Raw genomic sequence first — 18,160 nt, forward strand, 5'->3', positions numbered from 1 at the left:
CGCCGCCCACCTGCGCCTCGAACCGCCGGCCGGTCAGTCCTTGATCTCACAGATGACCGCGTCGGCCGGGATGGCGTCGCCGGCGATGATCCGCAGGTCCTTGATGATGCCGGCGCGGTGCGCGGTCAGCGGCTGTTCCATTTTCATCGCCTCGATGACCGCGACCAGCTGACCCTGCTCGACGTGCTCGCCCTCGCTGACGGCGACCTTCACCACGGTGCCCTGCATGGGGTTGGTGAGGCTGGTGCCGGCGGGGGCGGCGCGGTGCGGGCGGCGGGTGCGGGCCGCCGGCAGCGGCGTCGCCGGGGACGCCGGTGCGGCCAGCCCGGCCGGCACGGAGACCTCCATGCGACGGCCGTTGACCTCGACCACCACGGTGTGGCGCGGCAGCTGCGGCGCTTCCGCGCCGGTCGCCGGTTCCTGCGGGGCTAACTGGCCGGCGAACTCCTGTTCCACCCAGGACGTGTGAACCGCGAACGGCTCGGCGGTGAAGGCGGGATCCTCGACGATCAAACGATGGAAGGGCAGCACGGTCGCCGTGCCGTCGATCGTGAACTCGCGCAGCGCCCGCCGGGCGCGGTGCAGGGCCTCCCGGCGGGTCGCACCTACCACGATCAGCTTGGCCAGCAGCGAGTCCCAGGCCGGACCGATCACCGTGCCCGAGCGGACGCCGGCGTCGAGGCGCACGCCGGGGCCGGACGGCGGGTCGAAGCGGGTCAGCGTCCCGGGCGCGGGCAGGAACTGGCGTCCGGGGTCTTCCGCGTTGACGCGGAACTCGATGGCGTGACCGCGCACCGGCGGGTCGTCGTAGCCGAGAGCCTCGCCAGCGGCCAGCCGGAACATCTCCCGCACCAGGTCGATGCCGGTGACCTCCTCGGTGACGGGATGCTCCACCTGGAGCCGGGTGTTGACCTCCAGGAATGCGATCGTGCCGTCGGCGGCGATCAGGAACTCGCAGGTGCCGGCGCCGACGTAGCCGGCCTCGGCCAGGATCGCCTTGGAGGCCCGGCGCAGTTCGACGTCCTGCTCGGCGGTCAGGAACGGCGCGGGTGCCTCCTCAATCAGCTTCTGGTGGCGGCGCTGTAGCGTGCAGTCGCGGGTGGAGATCACCGCAACCGAACCGTGCGCGTCGGCCAGACACTGCGTCTCGACGTGCCGGGGACGTTCCAGGTAGCGCTCGACGAAGCATTCGCCGCGGCCGAAGGCCACGCTCGCCTCGCGTACGGCGGAGGCGTAGAGGTCTGGGATGTCGCCGAGCGTCCGCGCCACCTTGAGGCCGCGACCACCCCCTCCGTGTACGGCCTTGATAGCGAGCGGCAGGCCGTGGTCACGGGCGAAGTCGATCACCTGATCGGCGCCGGTGACCGGCTCTTCGGTGCCGACCGCCAGGGGTGCGCCGACGCGCCGGGCGATGGCGCGAGCGCGCACCTTGTCGCCGAGCGCCCGGATCGCGGCCGGCGGCGGTCCGATCCAGACCCGCCCGGAGTCGATCACCGCCTGGGCGAAGTCCGCGTTCTCCGACAGGAAGCCGTAACCGGGGTGCACCGCGTCGGCGCCGGTCGCGTCCGCCGCGGCGAGCAGCTTGCCGGCGTCCAGGTAGCTTTCGGTCGGGGTCTGGCCGCCCAGCGCGTGGGCCTCGTCGGCGAGCAGCACGTGGGGTGCGTCCCGGTCCGGCTCGGCATAAACGGCGACGCTGGTCAGGCCCGTATCCCGGCAGGCGCGAGCGATGCGGACGGCGATTTCGCCCCGGTTGGCGATCAGTACTTTGCGCATCTCGATCTCCCCGTGCTGGTCATGTCCAGGCACTGTGCCGCCAGACGCCGGGACCGCGGGACAGCACGGCCGGGCGGTGCGACGTGACGATCCGGCGCCGCCGGGCGGGCGGCGCGGCGGCCGGCGCGGCGGGGGTTAGCAGGCAGAGAACGGCGAGCACCGCCGCGACCTCGTCAGGATCGGGTGACGTGGCATTCACAGCGGGATGTTCCCGTGCTTGCGGGGCGCGCGGGTCACCCGCTTGTCCCGAAGGGCCCGCAGTGCTCCGGCGATCCGGGAGCGGGTCTCGCTGGGCAGGATGACCTCGTCCACGTAGCCGCGTTCGGCCGCGAGGTACGGGTTGCACAGGGTGCGCTCGTACTCCTCGCGTAGGCGTGCGCGCTCCGCGCCCGGGTCTGCGGCGTCCTTGAGTGCGCGCCGGTGCAGCACGCTGACCGCACCGTCGCCGCCCATCACCGCGATCTCCGCGGTGGGCCAGGCGAGGGTGACGTCGGTGCCCAGGTGCTTGGAGCCCATCACCCCGTAACCGCCACCGTAGGCTTTGCGGGTGACCACGGTGACCATCGGGACGGTGGCCTCGGCGTACGCGTAGATGAGCTTGGCCCCGCGCCGGATGATGCCGCCGCGCTCCTGTTCCGGGCTGGGCAGGAAGCCGGGCACGTCGACGAAGGTCAGCACCGGCAGGTGGAAAGCATCGCACAGCCGGATGAACCGGGCGGCTTTCTCGGCCGCGTCGATGTCCAGCGCGCCGGCCAGCCGCATGGGTTGGTTGGCGACGACGCCGACGCTGTGGCCCTCGATCCGGCCGAAGCCGCAGATCATGTTGCGGGCGAACAGCGGCTGCACCTCGAGCAGTGCGCCGTCGTCCAGAACGGACTCGATCACCGTGACCATGTCGTACGGTCGGTTCCGGTCATCCGGAATGATCTCGTCCAGGGTCAGGTCGCGAGCGGTCTCCGGCCCGAGGACGGTCAGCACCGGCGGTTCGGCCATGTTGTTCGAGGGCAGGTGGGCCAGTACCGCGCGGACGTAGTCGAAGGCGTCCTTCTCGTCGGCGGCCAGGTAGTGCGCGTTGCCGGAGACGCTGTTGTGGCTGGTCGCGCCGCCGAGCTCCGCGTGGTCGACATCCCGGCCGGTGACCGCGCGCAGCACCTCAGGCCCGGTGACGAACATGTGCGAGATCTGATCGACCATGACGACGAGGTCGGTGATCGCCGGGGCGTAGACGGCGCCGCCCGCGCACGGACCCACCATGATCGAGATTTGGGGGATGACGCCGGATGCCTCGACGTGCCGTTTGACGATCTCCGCGTAGTAGGCCAGGGAGACCACGCCCTCCTGGATGCGGGCGCCGCCGGAGTCGTTGATGCCGATGATCGGGGTGCCGGTGCGCAGGGCCAGGTCCATCACCTTGATGATCTTCTCGCCGTACACCTCGCCGAGGCTGCCGCCAAAGACGGTGAAGTCCTGGGCGAAGACGCAGACCGGCCGGCCGTCGACGGTGCCGTAACCGGTGATCACGCCATCGCCGTACGGACGCTCCTGCTCCATCCCGAAGGTGTGGCAGCGGTGCCGGGCCAGCGCGTCCAACTCCACGAACGAGTCGGCGTCGAGCAGGGCTTCGACCCGTTCCCGGGCGGTGAGCTTGCCCTTCTCCCGCTGCCGCTGGACGGCACGCGGGTCGTACGGCTGCCGGGCCCGCTCGCGGCGGCGCCGCAGCTCGGCCAGTTGTTCGGCGGTGGTCATGTTCACGGCAACGTCACCACCTGGGCGGCGTAGGTGAGCCCGGCGCCGAATCCGGCCAGCAGTGCCCGGCCGCCGGAGCCGGCCTCGCCGCGGGCCAGCAGAGCCTCCATGGCGAGCGGGACCGAGGCGGCCGAGGTGTTGCCGGCGTGGACGACATCGCGGGCCACCGCGGTGTGCGCCGGCAGCGCGAGGACGCGGGCGGCGGCCTCGACGATGCGCAGGTTCGCCTGGTGGGGGATGAACGCGGCGAGTTCGCTCGGGTCCGTCCCGGCGGCGGCCAGAGCGCGTCGGGAGATGTCGGGGACCATCTCGATCGCCCAGCGGAACACCTCGGGCCCGATCATCCGTAGGTAGGGGCGGGTACCGGGTTCGCCCCAGGCGGCGTCGTGCGCGATGAGGTGGTGCCGGCTGCCGTCACTGCCCCAGACGACCGGGCCGATGCCCGGGGTGTCGGCGGCGCCCACCACGACCGCGCCGGCGCCGTCGCCGAACAGGAAGGCGGTGCTGCGGTCGGTGCGGTCGATCAGGTCGCTCATCCGTTCCGAGCCGACCACCACGACGCGGCGGGCGCCGGATCGGATCAAGCCGTCGGCGAGCGCGAGCGCGTAGCTGAAGCCGGAGCAGGCGGCGTTGAGATCCATGCCGGCCGCCGCCCGGGCGCCGATCAGCTCGGCGACCTGCGGCGCGGCCGGCGGCGACTGGTGCAGCAGCGACATGGTGGCCAGCAGGATCACGTCGAGGTCGCGGGGATCGGTGCCGGCCTGGGCGGCGGCCTTGCGCGCGGCCTCGGCCGCCATGCTGACGACGGTCTCGTCCGGGCCGGCGAAGCGGCGGGTGACGATGCCCGAGCGCCGCCGGATCCACTCGTCGGAGGAGTCGATCGGTCCACTGACCTCGTCATTGCCGACGATCCGGGCGGGGCGGTAGGCGCCCACGCCGAGGATCGTCGAGCCCCGGTGCGAGCTCATCGTTGCGCCTCCGCGGTCAACGGCATCAGCGCGCCGGACTCGTAGCGCTGCCGGCAGGCGCGCCGCTGCACCTTGCCGCTGGAGGTCCTGGACAGCGTGCCCCGGCGTACGAGCAGGATCTCGTCGGCCTCCAGCCGGTGCCGGTCCCAGATCGCCGCGCGGATGGCGTCGTGGGCGGCGGCGATGCCGGGGACGCGGGCGACCCGGCCGTCGACCTCGACAAGCACGATCAGTCGCTCGGAGCTGCCGTCGTCGACCGAGAACGCGGCCGCGCAGTTGGGATGCAGTCCGTCGACGGCGTGCTGGGCGGACTCCTCGATGTCCTGTGGGTAGAAGTTACGACCCTTGCGGATGATCACGTCCTTCTGGCGGCCGGTGACGAACAGGTCGCCGTCGTGCACGAAGCCGAGGTCACCGGTGCGCAGGTAGCCGGTGGCGTCGCCGCCCTCGATCCGGGCGCGGAAGATCTCCTCGGACAGCTCCGGCCGATTCCAGTACCCGGCGGCGACGCAGGGGCCGCTGACCCAGATCTCGCCGACGTGTCCGGGCGGGCACTCGCGGCGGGTGGACGGGTCGACGATGCGTACGGTGGTGCCGGGCACCGTGCTGCCGCTGCCGACCGCGGGCAGGGTGTCGGGGCCGGGCTCGGCCGCGAACTCGGCGATGCCGTCGCCGAGCGGGCCGGCGGCCAACCACGCCATCCGGGGTGGCCGGTGCTCCTCGGTGCCGGTGACCTTCAGGGTGTTCTCGGCGAGCCCGTAGCCGGGGCACATGGCCCGCGGCGTGAAGCCGTGCGGAGCAAACGCTTCGAGGAAGGCGGTGATCACGTGGCGGCGTACCGGTTCGGCGCCGTTGGCCGCGACGCGCCAGCGGGACAGGTCGCCGACGTCGCCGGTCTGCCCGTCGGCGGCGGCGCGCACGCACAGTTCGTAGGCGAAGCTCGGCGCGGCGGAGTGGGTGCCGCCGAAGCGGGCGATCGCCTCCAGCCAGCGGGCCGGGCGCCGGATGAAGGAGTCCGGGGCCATCAGGTACGACGGGATTCCGCCCCAGAGTGGCATGACGACGCCGAAGAGCATGCCCATGTCGTGAAAGAGCGGCAGCCAGTTGACCACGGTGGCGTCCGGTTCGAGCGGCCACAGCTCGGCGGTCTCGCGGGCGTTGTGCAGGAAGTTGCGGTGCGTCACCATGACGCCCTTGGGCTCGCCGGTGGAGCCGGAGGTGTATTGCAACAGCGCGATGTCGTCCGGCCGTGGCCCCTCAGACAGCTCGGCGAGCCCAGTGATGGCCGGCTCGTCGGTGGCGTGCAGGGTCAGCCCGGCCAGTTCGGGGGCATCGCCGAAGCGATCCTGCAGGTCGCGTTTGACGGCCGCCGTGGTGAGGATCGCGGTGGTCCCGGCGTCGTCCGCGATGCGCCGGATCCGGGCCAGGCCGTCGCGGCGGCGCGGCACCTGCACGGGCGCGCCGATCGTGCGGGCGGTCATGCAGCCCAGCAGGGTGCGCACGAACTCCAGGCCGGAGGGGTAGAGCAGCACCGCGGTGTGCCCGGCCAGTCCGAGGGCGGCGAAGCGGACGGCGCGCTCGTGCGCGGCATCGGCCAGTTCGCCGTAGGTGAGAGTCTCGTCGGGCACCTCACCGTCGCGTAGGGACACGTAGGCCACGTCGTCCGACTGGCGCTCGCGACGCAGCTGCAGGGCGTCCGGGAGGGTACGGATCTCGTCCGCACGCGTGTCGAGCCTGGCGCTCGTCATGGATTCTCCTTGTGCGAGGTTGGCGCGGGAGCGGGTCGGCCGGACCGGTCCCCGGCGTGGGACGGGGACCGGGACGTCGCGTGCTCAGGCGTGCGCGCCGTCGGGGACGGGGCGGTCGATGGCCAGTCGCCACTGGCCCTCGGCGTTGCGGATCAGCACGTCGGTGCAGGTGCCCTGCACGGTCGCGGTGCTGCCGTCCGGCTGCGGGAGCTCCAACTGGTAGTCGACGATCAGCAGGGACGTGTCCCCGGTGGTGTAGGTCTGGGATACTTTCGACGCGATCTTCGGACCGGTGGCCAGAAAGTCCTTGAAGAACTGCGTGCGTTCTGCTCCGGTCAACGGTGCGCCGGAGATGTTCGATATGGCGTCCGGCGTATACATCGAGTCGTACAACGCGCCGTCGCCGGAATTGAAAATCCGTACGAACAGTTCGTTCTGCAGGTCTGGGTCGTCGGGAATGGTCGATTCGTTGATCATGGTCATGTCGGTGCTCCTGTCTGCTCGGCGCCAGGGATGGCAGGGGGTCCGCCTCCGAAGCGTTCCACGAACACCGTGACGGACGGTCATGCTGCGGTAACCGTCCAGATGCGACGGTGGGTGCCTGGTCGGTTACTCACCGGTGGTCTCCGGAGGAGAGTCGGGTGGGTACTTACCTTTAAGTCCGTACTTACTTTGGGGTGGGTGGGCCCACTAGAGTCCCAGTTGGGCACACGTGCGTAAGAGGGTGGGGCTCGGACGGGAAGAGGCGGTGCGGACCGGCGACGGCGGTGGCGCGATCGGCGATCCAGTGCCGGAACCCTGGCCGTGGGAAGCAAAATTTAACGTTCGTGAAATGATCTCGACAGCAAACTAAATCCCGTCGATGCAGATCATTATCCTGCCCTAAAGGCCGCCGTGTGGCGCAGCTCACAAAAGGATGTATCGACTTGGCATAACGGTATAGACATAGGGCTCGATAGATTGATAAACATCATTCTTCGGGGGAAGTATGCGATTTGGTGTCCTTGGGCCGCTGGAGGTAGTGCACGAGGGTAGGGCGGTGCCACTGGGAGGAACCAAGCAGCGCGCAGCGCTCGGATACCTGCTCCTGCGACCGAACCGGGTGGTCGCCACCAGTCAGCTGCTCTACGCGCTCTGGCCCGCCGACGACGCGCCGGTCTCGGCCCGAAAAATCCTGCAGAACGCGGTGTGGGGCCTGCGGCGGGTGCTGGCCGCGGCCGACGGCGCCGACCAGGTGGAGCTGATGACCCAGTCACCCGGATACAAGCTCGTCGTCGCGCCGGACAGCGTCGACCTCGTCCAGTTCCAGGCCCAGGCCGACACGGGGCGCGAGCGACTGGCCCGGGGCGAGCCCGCCGCCGCGGCCGCGATGCTGCGCCAGGCCCTCGATTTGTGGCGCGGCCCGGCGCTGGCCGACCTTACCGAGGCCGACATCGTCTGGCCGGAGCTGACCGCCGTGGAAAACTCCCGGCTGGACGCCCTGGAGGACTACTTCGAGGCCCAGCTCGCCTGCGGCCAGCACCAGAGCGTGCTCGCCGACCTGGAGAGCATGGTCTGCGGCTCCAACCTGCGCGAACGCTCCTGCCAGCAGCTCATGCTCGCGCTCTACCGCAGCGGCCGGCAGGCCGACGCGCTCAACGTCTACCGGCGCATGCGCACCTACCTGGTCGAGGAACTCGGCCTCGAACCCGGCCGGGACCTGCAGGTGCTGCACAACGCGATCCTGGCCCAGGATCCGGCACTCGACGTGGACACCACGACGACCGGTGAGCCGGCCGTCGTGGTGTCACCGGCCGCCGATCCCGTCCCGGCGCGTATCCCCGCCCAGCGCGCCCCCCTCGTCGCGCCACCGGCCGATCCTGTCGCGGCCGCAGCCAGCGCCCGCCGCCAGGTCAGCGTGCTGCTGGTGAGCACGCAGGTGGACGACGAGAGCCGGTCGAGCGGGCATCCCGACGCCGACGCGCTGCTGGCCGGCGTCGCGGACGACACCCGCCGGCGCGTCGAGCACCTCGGTGGCCAGGCCACCGCGGCGATCGGTCCTATCTCGATGGCCGTCTTTCCCGCCGACGGTGGCCAGGACGGGGCACAGCGCGCCGTCTTCGCGGCGCTGGCCGTGCGCGAACGCCTGTGCGACTCCGGCGACGAGGTGACCCGCCCACCGGTGCGGTTCCGGGCCGCGGTGGTCACCGGATCGGCGCTGGTGCGCTACGAGTCGCCGGACGGGGGAGCGCTGTCGTCGGCCACCGGCCAGGTCCTCGACCGCTGTCACGCCCTACTGGCCCGTGCCGGCGACGGTGAGATCCGCATCTGCGACGAGACCCGCTGCGACGTCGATGAGGTGTACCGCAGTGACCGGCTCGCCGAGCCGGGGGAGTGGACGGTGCGTGGCCTGCGGTTCGACGAGGCGGCCTACGACGGCATCCCGCTGGTCGAGCGCGAGTTCGAACTCTTGCTGATCCGCGACTTGCTGGAGCGGGCACGCTATCGCAACACCCCGCACCTGGTGACCATCCTCGGCGAATCCGGCACTGGCAAGACCCGGTTCCTGGCCGAGCTGCGACGCGTCATCAGCGGCCTCGTCCACGTGGCCCGGTTCCCGGTGGCCGCCGGCGGCGCCGCAGAGCAGGCGGTGAGCGGTGCCTTCGCCGTGCAGCGCGAGCTGATTCTGGCGCTCTGCGAGGTGGACGAGGACGATTCCGTCGACGTGCGGAAGACGAAGCTGGACCGGACGCTGCGCAACCTCGTCCCCGACCCGGACCGGCAACGGACCCTGGCCGCGTGCCTGCGGGCCTACGTCGATCCGGACGCCGACCGCGACCACCTCGGCGACCTGCAGGCCGAGCTGGACGCGTGGCGGCAGTTCCTGGAGCACGTGCCACTGGACCGGCCGCTGGTGCTGCTGATCGACGACCTCCACGATGCCGACGACGACGTGCTGACCATGGTCAACGGCCTCGCCGACGTCTCCGACGTGCCGCTGCTCGTGGTGGCCTCCGCCCAGCCGTGTCTGCTCGAGGTACGGCCCGGCTGGGGCGGTGGCAAGCGGCACATCACCACGCTGACGCTGGACGCGCTCTCGGACACCGCGGTCGACCGGCTTCTCGACAGCGCCGACGGTCAGGCGGCGCGCGGGCTGGGTGGCTGGCTGCGCCAGCTGCTGGGCGCGAGTGCCGGCACCCACCCCGACGAGCGCCGCCGCCATCTGCGGTCGCTGCTGGCCATGCGGCCGCCGCGCTGTCTGACCGCTACGACGACCTCATGCGTTGCCGGTTGAGCTCTGCGCCAGCTCGTCCTGGCGGGCCGGCGTCAGATAGCGCCGGCCCCAGTCGCCCAGCGGCTCCAGGGCCTTGTACAGGTCGACGCCGCGCTGGGTGAGCGAATACTCGACGCGCAGGCCGGTCTGGTCGTCGTGCGCCTCGCGCCGCACGATCCGATCCTCCTCCAACTCGCGCAGCTGGCGGGTGAGCACCTTCTCACTGACCCCCGGCACCTGCCGTTTCAGGGCACCGAACCGCTGGGGCTGGTCGCGCAGGGCCCAGAGGATGAGGACCTTCCACTTGCCGCTGATGACTTCCATCGAGGCGTCGAGGCCGCAGAACGGTGGTCGCGCTCGCACGCTCATGCATCACACCCTTGTCGTTGCGGGGACTGAGGCGGCCGCGCCGGTCACGGCCGCCGAACCCGCCACCACCGTGCCACGGGCGGGATCCGAACGCAACGTGTCGTTGTGGTCACGCAGTCTCGAAGAGGCGTGGATCGCCGGTGCGCAGCAGAGAACACAACGCGCGTAGCGCGCCGTCGATCTCGGCGACCGCCTCGTCACCAAAGTAGACCGACGGCTCCAGGCGCAGGGTGCTCACCGCACTCGCGGTCGGAAAGGTTCGGATCCGGTGCGCCCGGAAGAGATAGCCGGAGAACAGATAGCCCAGAATCCCGTTCGCGGTCGCCTCGCGCAGTGGCGGCAGCGGGGACGTCGACTGGTCGCGAAACTCCACCCCCAGCATCAGGCCGCGGCCGCGGACCTCGGCCACCACGTCCGGAAAGTCGGCCCGGACCTTCTCCAGGGTGGTCCGCAGCCGCTCACCGGCCCGGGCGGCCAGGCGGTACACGGCGCCGCCGTCGGCTTCCAGCACCCGCAGGGTGCGCAGCGCCAGCGCGGTCGAGAACCCGTCGCGGGCGAACGTCGAGCTGTGCAGCAGCTCGAAGTCCGGGCGGTAGCAGCTCTCCCTGATCAGGGTGACCGCGGTCTTCGCGATACCACCGCCGAGCCCCTTGGCGAGCACGAAGTAGTCCGCGCGCAGACCGATGTGTGAGCTGGCGAAGAACGCGCCGGTGCGGCCCATCCCACTCTGGATCTCGTCGACCACGACCGGGAACCCGGCCGCGTCGGCGGCGGCCCGAAGCTCGGCGGCGATCGGCGCGGAGACCATCCGGATGCCGCCCTCGCCCTGGATCACCTCCAGTACGAACGCGGCGACCGTCGGGAACGGGCGCTGTACCAGTCTGATCTCGCCGCCCTCGACCAGCAGGTCCGGCACGTCGGCCCCTTCTGCCTCGACCGCCTCGGCGACCGCGCCCGGCTGCTCGAACGCAACGAACCGGGCGCTCGCCGCCAGCCCGGCGAACGGGACCCGGAAGCCCGCGTTGTGAGTCAGCTGGATCGAACCGGCGAGCTTGCCGTGGAAGGACCCGGCGAAGGTGAGAAAGACCGGCGGCTGGGCGGCCTGCTGGGCCACGGCGGCGCGGACCCGGTCGGCGAGGACGCCGGGGCCGTCGCCGGGCTCGGCGCCGAGGCGCCGCAGGACCTCCTCCGGTACGCGCGCGGCGCCCGAGCCCACCGCCTCGACCACGGCGGCCAGGTGCGTCTCGATCTCGGTGAGCAGATCCTGTACGCGCAGCACCCGGGCGAACTCGGCGTGCTTCATCGCGACCTCGACGCCCTCGGCCCCGCTGTTGGCGAACACCGCGTAGTACGGCTCCGGATCGCCGAACTCGCGCCGCAGGATGTCGTTCAGCAGCCGCGCCACCAGTGTGGGGTCGCTCTGCCGGGACGCCTGGGCCAGCACCGGCCGGCCGGCGGCGAAAAAGTCGCGGGCCGCGTCGACGATCTCCGGATGGTTGTGTCCGAGGATCAGCGCGCCGTAACCGCCCGCGACATCGAGCACCGGCACGTCCTCGCCGGCACCATTGCGGTAGAACAGCGTGTCCCCCTCGGCCCGGATGAACTCGACGTCGATGCCGAGTTGGGCGAGGAAGCCGAGCATCTGCGGCTCGGCCAGTTCGGGTGCGTGGGATTCGGTGGTGGTCATCGGGGCTCCTCGTCCGCGTCAGCAGGTACGGGCCGTATGCGCCGGGGACGTTACCGACGGGTCGACTACGGCCCGGCAGCGTACGGTCTCGGCGCGGTAAGCGTCCTAGCGTGGCGCGGATTGCCACGTGATTACCTCGTGATGGATACCGACTGCCACGCCGCAACTACGTTCGATCACGAGTCCCCTCGGACGGGAGCAGCGATGTCCCTTCAGGAACCGCCCGTGGCGGCGACCATGCGTGAGGTCATGTCGATGTTCGCCACCGGCGTCATCGTGCTCACCGTTGGCGGCGAGCATCCGCACGGCATGACCGCGAACGCCTTCAGCTCGGTATCCCTCGATCCGGCGCAGGTGCTCTGCTGCGTGGCGCACAGCGCGGTCATGCACAAGGCAATCAGCTCCGAGCGCCGCTTCGCGATCTCCATCATGGCCGCCGACCAGGAACGGCATGCCCGCTACTTCGCCGACAAGAGCCGTCCGCTGGGCGCGCCACAGTTCGAACCGTTCGACTGGCATCCCGGGCCGCGTACCGGGGCCATGCTGCTCAGCGGCGCGCTGGCCTGGATCGAGTGCGTCCTGGTGGACGCGCACGACTCCGGCGACCACTCGATCTTTGTCGGCTCGGTCATCAACAGCCTGCGGGGAACGGGCGCCGACGGGCTGATCTTCTTCGGCGGCGGGTTCCGTCCCGGGGCGGCCCCGCCGTCGCCGGCATGACCGCCGTGGCCCGCGTCCGGGTGCACGGCGGTCACGCTCACCGACGCGGGCTCAGACCGCGGCCAGCGCCGGGGTGCCCATCGCGGCCACCTGGCCGGCCGCGCGCAGGCCCGACTCGATCGCGCCCTCCACGAAACCGATCCAGCCGGTGGCGATGTCACCGGACGCGAACGCCAGCCGGCCCTGTGGCGTCTGGATGGCGGGCTGCTGGGTGGACAGCTGGCCGGGACGGCGCAGCGCCCAGCCGCCCAACGAATACCGGTCGGTGCCCCAGTTCTGGGCCAGCACGCTGGTCACCGAGGCCTCGGGCAGGTAATAGCGCAGGGCCCGCTGGACCGCCGAGACGCTGGTGCCGTCGACCGGCGGTAGGCTGTTGAAGGCCACCATGAGCTGCCCGCCGTTCACGTCGCCCTGCGACAGCAGGGTGGTGAACGGGTCGCCCTCGGTGCCCCGGGCGGCGACCCGGTCCGGCAGGCCGGTGACCTTCATCCAGATCTTGTTGCTGTGTGGCACACCGACGCCCTGGGCGCTGGCCCTCGCGCGCACCGCGGCCAGGCCCGGCCGGAACGCGATCGTCTTCCAGACGTTGACCGGCACCGCGATCACCGCCCAGGGCGCCCGGTACGTCACCCCGGCGGTCGTGGTCACGCACACCTCGCCGCCGGTGTCGGTCACCGACGCCACCGCCGTGCGTAGGTGCAGCTCGGCCTGCGCGTCGTTGAGCATCGACTGCAACAGCCCGGTCATCCCGGTGGAGATCCGCAGCGACATCGCCGCGTCGTAACCGGCTATGTTGTAACCGGCCAGCGCCCACCAGTGCGCCAGCGCGGTGTACGCGCCGAGCCGGCTGTCCCCGCCGGAGTATCCGGCCGTGGTGCCGCTGAGCCAGAGCCGCTCCTCCGCGGTCAGGCCGAGCTGGTCGAGCCGGTCGCGCAGGGTCAGCCCGTCGGCGGCGACCACCGCGGCACGGTTGGCCAGCGGGTTCAGCGGGTCCGGGAACAGGTCCCGGGCGCCGGCGAACAGCCGCTCCATCAGGGCACCGTAGCGGGCGTCGCTGCTCTCCAGATCCACCGCCGCCGGGCCGGACAGTGTCGGCATCAGCAGCCGCGACGGGATGGAGCCGGTCAGGGTGCTCAGACCGTACCGGCGGACCTCGGCGTTGACCAGCGGCTGCGTCGGGCCGATCCACTGTGCCCCGAGCTCGATCTGCTTGCCTTCGAACGTGGTGGTCCAAGTCCGGCCGCCGATGCGGGACCGGGCCTCCAGAATGACCGGCCGGAAGCCCTGGGCCCGCAGCTCGCGGGCCGCGGTGACGCCGGCGTACCCGGCGCCCACGACGATCACGTCACGGTTGGTGCGGGGTGAGTCGGCGCGGGCCGGCGAGCCCAGTGCGGTGCCCGCCGAGGCGGCCACCGCGGTCAGGCCGGCGGCCTGCACGAACCGGCGCCGCGACAGTCGGTGGCCGGAAAGTGCGGTCGTTGGTGCGGTGTGTTGGTTCCGCAATGTTGGGTCCCCCCAGTGATGGTCGTGCCCACGTGCGCGGGACGACAGGTGGCACCGTCCGGCCCCCTCGCGCAGGACGGTGTGATCTCCCGGTTCGCCCGGGAAAAGTGGGTCCCGTGACATACGCCCGGCGCGGAACGTGGAGACGTTCCGCGCCCGGCGTGGCGGGACGGGGTGTAGCGGCCGGCTCCTCAGAGCAGCGGCGTCTCCGGGTCCAGGCCGAGCAGAACGCGGCCGTGGACCTCGAGGCTGGAGTTGAGCAGGATCATGCCGTGCAGGGCCAGGCCCTGGATGTCGCGGTGGAACCGCTGGATCGGCACGGCCCGCTGGATGGCGGTCGCGCCGCTGGCGTTGAAGAGGATGGCGACCGCCTCCTTGGCCAGCTCGACCGCGTACGCGCTGTGGCCCCGGGTGGCCGCCTTCTCCTGCAGGGTGGGCAGCTCGCCCGCGTCGGCCCGGCGCTGCAGGGTCTCGTACACCCGGCCCATCAACGCCTCGGCGGCGGCGATCTTCGCGTCGGCGGTGGCCACCTGGATCTGGGTCAGCGGGTGCAGCTTCTGCTCGGTCCACGGGGTGTAGGTGATGCCCCGGCCGGGCAGCCGGTCCAGGAACGCGTCCAGGGCGCCGCGGGCCGCGCCGATCAGGGTCGCCACGCCCTGCGCGATGATGAAGCTGTAGAGCCCGTACTCGCGGCCGGTCGGCTGCCAGTCGGCGGGCAGCTCGGCAAGCGCGGCCTCGAAGGCCGCCGCGTCGCCGGGGATCACCCGGTGCGCCGGTACGAAGACGTTCTCGGCGGTGGAGGTGCAGCTACCGGTCGCCGCGACCGACGAGGTGTTCCAGTCGTCGGCGATCCTGAAATCGCTCATCGGCACCATCGCGATGGCGTCCTCGTACCGGCCGTCGGGGTGCTCGATCAGCGAGGTGGCGATGTTCCAGTGCGCGCCGCGGCAGCCGGAGTTGAACTTCCACGACCCGTTGAGCGTGTAGCCGCCGTCGGTCGCCGTCAGCACGCCGGAGGGCGTGAAGCCGCCGGAGATGCGCACCGAGGGCGTCGCGAAGACCTCTTTCTGGATCTCCTCCGGGAACAGCGTGGCCATCCACGCGCTGGAGACCCAGACGCTGGCGATCCAGCTCGTCGACACGTCGCCGCGGGCGATCTCGGACAGCACGGCGGCCTGCTCGGCCACCGAGAAGCCCAGGCCGCCGAGGTAGTCGGGAGTGGCCATCCGGAATACGCCGGCGTCCTCGAGAAGACGCAGGTTCTCGTCGGGCAGCCAGCGTCGGTCCTCGGCTTCCAGGCCGTTTTCCCGCAACTGCGGAACCATTTTGCGTACGGCGCTCAGCACGGCCTCGACGCCATTTTCCCGAGTAGTCATTCCGTCTCCTTGTCGGCTCGACGCTGCACACGTCCGGAAGGAACGCAGGAATCGTGGCAGACAACAACGTGAACCTGGTCATGGCGGGGTAACCGCGGCTTCACGGCTAACGCGGTGAGTCGCCGGTTACCGGCCGGTGAGTGGCGTTGGGCGACAACGCGCAAAAGCGACGCTGCGCCAGGGTGAAGGCGCAGCGTCGCCTCGCAGCGACGGATTAGGGGTTACTGCTGGCGGTTGAGGCGCTGGCCGAGACCGCCGTCGACGTTCAGCTCGGCGCCGGTGGTGAAGGTGGCGTCGAAGGCGAGGAAGAGCACGGCGCGGGCGACCTCTTCGGAGGAGCCGTGCCGGCGCATCGGGGTGATGGTGTCGCCGACCTTCTCGAAGACGGCCAGCAGCTCGGGCGTGGCGCCGGTGATGCCCGCGGTCGGGGTGTGGATGAAGCCGGGGCTGAGGCTGTTGACCCGGATGTTGCGGGGCAGCAGCTCGGCGGCGATGACCTTGGTGAACGCGCGGACGGCGGCCTTGGAGCCGGCGTACGGGCCCATGCCGGGGTTGCCGGAGTCGTTGGCGACCGAGGTGGTGAAGATGATCGCGCCGCCGTCCTTGATCAGCGGTGCGAGGCGCTGGGCGGTGAAGAACGCGCCCTTGGCGTTGACGTTGAAGGTGTTGTCATACAGCTCTTCGGTGACGTGCCCGAACGGGCCGGGCTGGGCGAAGCCCGCGTTCACGAAGAGCAGGTCGATCTGGCCGAACTCCTTCTCCACGGTCTCGCCGAGCTGCTCGATGTCGGCGAGCACGGCGGTGTCCGAGCGCACCACGCGCGCGGCGTCGCCGAGCTCGGTCTGCGCGGCGGCGAGGTTCTTCTCGTTGCGGCCGGTGACCAGAACCTCGCCACCGCCGTCGATCAGTGCCTTCGCGGTAGCCAGACCCATGCCGATCGTGCCACCGGTGATCACTGCCTTCTTACCCGTGTAGCTGCTCAATGACTTGTCTCCAGCCAGCCCACGCCGAGGCGCGCGCCATCGTTTCCGAAACCCGGTGTGCTGCCAGGCTTCCGCAGGGAATGTCGAGACACAAGTAGGGACTCGTATGTCCGTACTTACCTGGAAGTAAGTGTGGTGGATAGACCGGTGCGTGAGCGTTTGATGACGAGTCCGTGCCTACCGTGGCCGGTGACAATTCATCGCCAGGATTCGGGGTGTCCCATGGAAGCCGAAGCGAAGCAATCCCAATGCCCGTACGCCATCGATCCGGCCGGCTCGGACATTCACGGTGAGGCGGCCGCGCTGCGCGAGCGCGGCGAGGCCACCCGCATCGAACTGCCCGGTGAGGTCCCCGCGTGGTCGATCACCGGTCACGCGCTGATCAAGCGCCTGCTCACCGACGACCGGGTCTCCCGCGACGCGTACCGGCACTGGCCGGCCTGGGAGAACGGCGAGGGCGAGCTGGCGCGCTCCTGGCCGCTGGCCATCTGGGTCCAGGATCACAACATGATCACCGCGTACGGCGAGGAGCACACCCGGTTGCGCAAGCTGGTCGCCAAGGCCTTCACCGCCCGGCGTACCGCCGCGCTGCGGCCCCGGATCGAGGAGGTCACCGCGGCGCTGCTCGACGGAATGGCCACCGCCGGCCCGCACGACGTGGTCGACCTGCGGGCGAACTTCGCCTTCCCGCTGCCCACCCTGATCATCTCCGAACTGCTGGGCATTCCCGCCGGCATGCGCGACGACCTGCTGGAGCGGATGCAGGCGATCTTCCAGACCTCGGCCAGCGAGGAAGAGGCCCGCGCCAACGAGGCGGCCCTCTACGAGCTGGCCGTCGGGTTCATCGAGCTGAAGCGGACCACGCCCGGCGACGATCTGGCCAGCGGCCTGGTCTCGGTCCGCGACGAGGGCGGCGTCGGCCTCACCGAGCGCGAGCTGATCGACACCATCTTCCTGATGTACACCGCCGGCCACGAGACCACCGTCAACCTGCTCGATCACGCGGCGGTCCTGCTGCTCACCCATCCCGAGCAGCTGGCGCTGGTCCGCAGCGGCGCCGCGACCTGGTCGGACGTGGTGGAGGAGACGCTGCGGGTGCAGTCCCCGCTGGGCAGCCTGCCGCTGCGCTTCGCCGTCGAGGACATCGACCTGGGTGACGTGACGATCGCCAAGGGCGACGCCATCCTCGTCAACTTCGCCGCCTCGGGCCGCGACCCGAAGGTCTTCGGCGACAACGCGTCCGTGTTCGACATCAGCCGCCCCGAGCGGGGCAGTCACATCTCGTTCGGCCACGGCGTGCACCACTGCGTGGGGGCGCCGCTGGCCCGGCTGGAGGCATCGGTGGCGCTGCCCGCGCTCTTCGAGCGTTTCCCGGACCTGCGGCTCGCCGAGCCGGTGGAGAAGCTGCCGACGGTGGAGTCGTTCGTCTCCAACGGGCACGAGGTCGTCCCGGTGCGCCTCGGCGTACCGGCCGCCGTCTGACCGGCGCCCTTCGACGCGGAAGGTCCGCCCCGGGCACCCCCCGGGACGGACCTTCCGCGTCGTGCACTCAGTTCGCCGGGCTCTGCCCGAACGGGTTGTCGACGGCGAACCGCCACTGGCCGTCGGCGCCCAGGCGCAGCACGTCCAGGCCCACGCCCTCCAGCTGCTGTGCACCCTCCGGCGTCTCCACGTCGATCGCCCAGTCCACCACCAGCAACGCGGTGTCGCCGGTGACGTGCGACTCGCGCAGCGTCGCGCGCATCTGCGGCTTCTGGCTGATGAACTCCGCGAGCGAGTCGCGCCGGGCCTGACCGGTCTGCGGGTTGCCCGGCTCCCACACCGAGATCGCGTCCTCCGTGTACATCGCGTTGATCGTGTCGACGTCTCCCGAGTTGAACGCCTCGACGTATCGCTCCCCGTGCTCGCGCGCGGCGTCGACCAGCTGCTCGTGTGTGACGGTCATGGCGTGCTCCCTCCGTTTGGTGTCCGAAGTCATCGGTGGCCGACGCTAACCGGGCGCGGTCGTTGCCGACCCCACCGCCGGGCAACGGA

Annotated in this window: 15 protein-coding genes; 3 read left to right on the forward strand and 12 right to left on the reverse strand. The window is 70.9% G+C overall.

The genetic code is table 11. The features are described 5' to 3' along the window. Nucleotides 1-33: 33 nt before the first annotated feature. The 6 genes from AB0B57_RS25185 to AB0B57_RS25210 form a co-directional block, all read right to left on the reverse strand. Nucleotides 34-1,773 (reverse strand): biotin carboxylase N-terminal domain-containing protein, encoded by a 1,740-nt coding sequence (locus AB0B57_RS25185; protein WP_357074516.1) that lies wholly within the window; start codon nt 1,771-1,773, stop codon nt 34-36. 19 nt (nt 1,774-1,792) lie between these two features. After that, nucleotides 1,793-1,972, reverse strand: a complete 180-nt coding sequence (locus AB0B57_RS25190; RefSeq protein ID WP_357074519.1) for an acyl-CoA carboxylase epsilon subunit — start codon at nt 1,970-1,972, stop codon at nt 1,793-1,795. Continuing rightward, nucleotides 1,969-3,519 carry an acyl-CoA carboxylase subunit beta gene (locus AB0B57_RS25195; RefSeq protein ID WP_357074713.1) on the reverse strand — a complete coding sequence of 517 codons (1,551 nt, stop codon included), beginning with the start codon at nt 3,517-3,519 and terminating at the stop codon, nt 1,969-1,971. Before AB0B57_RS25195 ends, AB0B57_RS25190 begins: the two co-directional genes overlap by 4 nt. Nucleotides 3,520-3,521: 2 nt before the next feature. After that, complete coding sequence (locus tag AB0B57_RS25200) at nt 3,522-4,487, reverse strand: beta-ketoacyl-ACP synthase 3 (protein WP_357074522.1); 966 nt, start codon at nt 4,485-4,487, stop codon at nt 3,522-3,524. Further along, nucleotides 4,484-6,235, reverse strand: a complete 1,752-nt coding sequence (locus AB0B57_RS25205) for a fatty acyl-AMP ligase (protein ID WP_357074525.1) — start codon at nt 6,233-6,235, stop codon at nt 4,484-4,486. Before AB0B57_RS25205 ends, AB0B57_RS25200 begins: the two co-directional genes overlap by 4 nt. Before the next feature lie 84 nt (nt 6,236-6,319). Next, nucleotides 6,320-6,718 (reverse strand): nuclear transport factor 2 family protein, encoded by a 399-nt coding sequence (locus AB0B57_RS25210; RefSeq protein WP_357074528.1) that lies wholly within the window; start codon nt 6,716-6,718, stop codon nt 6,320-6,322. Between the two features lie 556 nt (nt 6,719-7,274). Between AB0B57_RS25210 and AB0B57_RS25215 the strand changes: the two genes are divergently transcribed. Further along, nucleotides 7,275-9,509, forward strand: a complete 2,235-nt coding sequence (locus AB0B57_RS25215; protein WP_357074531.1) for a BTAD domain-containing putative transcriptional regulator — start codon at nt 7,275-7,277, stop codon at nt 9,507-9,509. On the opposite strand, the gene AB0B57_RS25220 is transcribed toward AB0B57_RS25215, so the two are convergent. Both AB0B57_RS25220 and AB0B57_RS25225 read right to left on the reverse strand, forming a co-directional pair. Beyond that, on the reverse strand, nt 9,492-9,857 hold the full coding sequence (locus tag AB0B57_RS25220; RefSeq protein WP_357074534.1) for a helix-turn-helix domain-containing protein: 366 nt from the start codon (nt 9,855-9,857) through the stop codon (nt 9,492-9,494). The two genes, AB0B57_RS25215 and AB0B57_RS25220, sit on opposite strands and share 18 nt — an antisense overlap. 109 nt (nt 9,858-9,966) lie before the next feature. After that, nucleotides 9,967-11,544, reverse strand: a complete 1,578-nt coding sequence (locus tag AB0B57_RS25225) for an aminotransferase class III-fold pyridoxal phosphate-dependent enzyme (protein ID WP_357074536.1) — start codon at nt 11,542-11,544, stop codon at nt 9,967-9,969. Nucleotides 11,545-11,748: 204 nt separating this feature from the next. Between AB0B57_RS25225 and AB0B57_RS25230 the strand changes: the two genes are divergently transcribed. Further along, nucleotides 11,749-12,264 carry a flavin reductase family protein gene (locus AB0B57_RS25230; protein WP_357074539.1) on the forward strand — a complete coding sequence of 172 codons (516 nt, stop codon included), beginning with the start codon at nt 11,749-11,751 and terminating at the stop codon, nt 12,262-12,264. Nucleotides 12,265-12,315: 51 nt separating this feature from the next. Here the strand turns inward: AB0B57_RS25230 and AB0B57_RS25235 are convergent, their stop codons facing one another. The 3 genes from AB0B57_RS25235 to AB0B57_RS25245 form a co-directional block, all read right to left on the reverse strand. Next, a complete protein-coding gene (locus tag AB0B57_RS25235) occupies nt 12,316-13,767 on the reverse strand; it encodes an FAD-dependent oxidoreductase (RefSeq protein WP_357074542.1) in 1,452 nt (483 codons plus the stop codon). A gap of 191 nt (nt 13,768-13,958) precedes the next feature. After that, nucleotides 13,959-15,143, reverse strand: a complete 1,185-nt coding sequence (locus AB0B57_RS25240; RefSeq protein WP_357074545.1) for an acyl-CoA dehydrogenase family protein — start codon at nt 15,141-15,143, stop codon at nt 13,959-13,961. 221 nt (nt 15,144-15,364) lie between these two features. Beyond that, a complete protein-coding gene (locus AB0B57_RS25245) occupies nt 15,365-16,126 on the reverse strand; it encodes an SDR family oxidoreductase (protein ID WP_357074548.1) in 762 nt (253 codons plus the stop codon). 222 nt (nt 16,127-16,348) lie between these two features. On the opposite strand from AB0B57_RS25245, the gene AB0B57_RS25250 reads away from it, so the two are divergent. Beyond that, nucleotides 16,349-17,608, forward strand: a complete 1,260-nt coding sequence (locus AB0B57_RS25250; RefSeq protein WP_357074551.1) for a cytochrome P450 — start codon at nt 16,349-16,351, stop codon at nt 17,606-17,608. A 67-nt stretch (nt 17,609-17,675) separates the two neighbouring features. Here the strand turns inward: AB0B57_RS25250 and AB0B57_RS25255 are convergent, their stop codons facing one another. After that, nucleotides 17,676-18,071: a nuclear transport factor 2 family protein gene (locus AB0B57_RS25255; RefSeq protein ID WP_357074553.1), complete on the reverse strand. Its 396-nt coding sequence runs from the start codon at nt 18,069-18,071 to the stop codon at nt 17,676-17,678. Nucleotides 18,072-18,160: the final 89 nt, after the last annotated feature.

This window comes from Micromonospora sp. NPDC049101, from assembly GCF_040648675.1.
Classification (GTDB): domain Bacteria; phylum Actinomycetota; class Actinomycetes; order Mycobacteriales; family Micromonosporaceae; genus Micromonospora.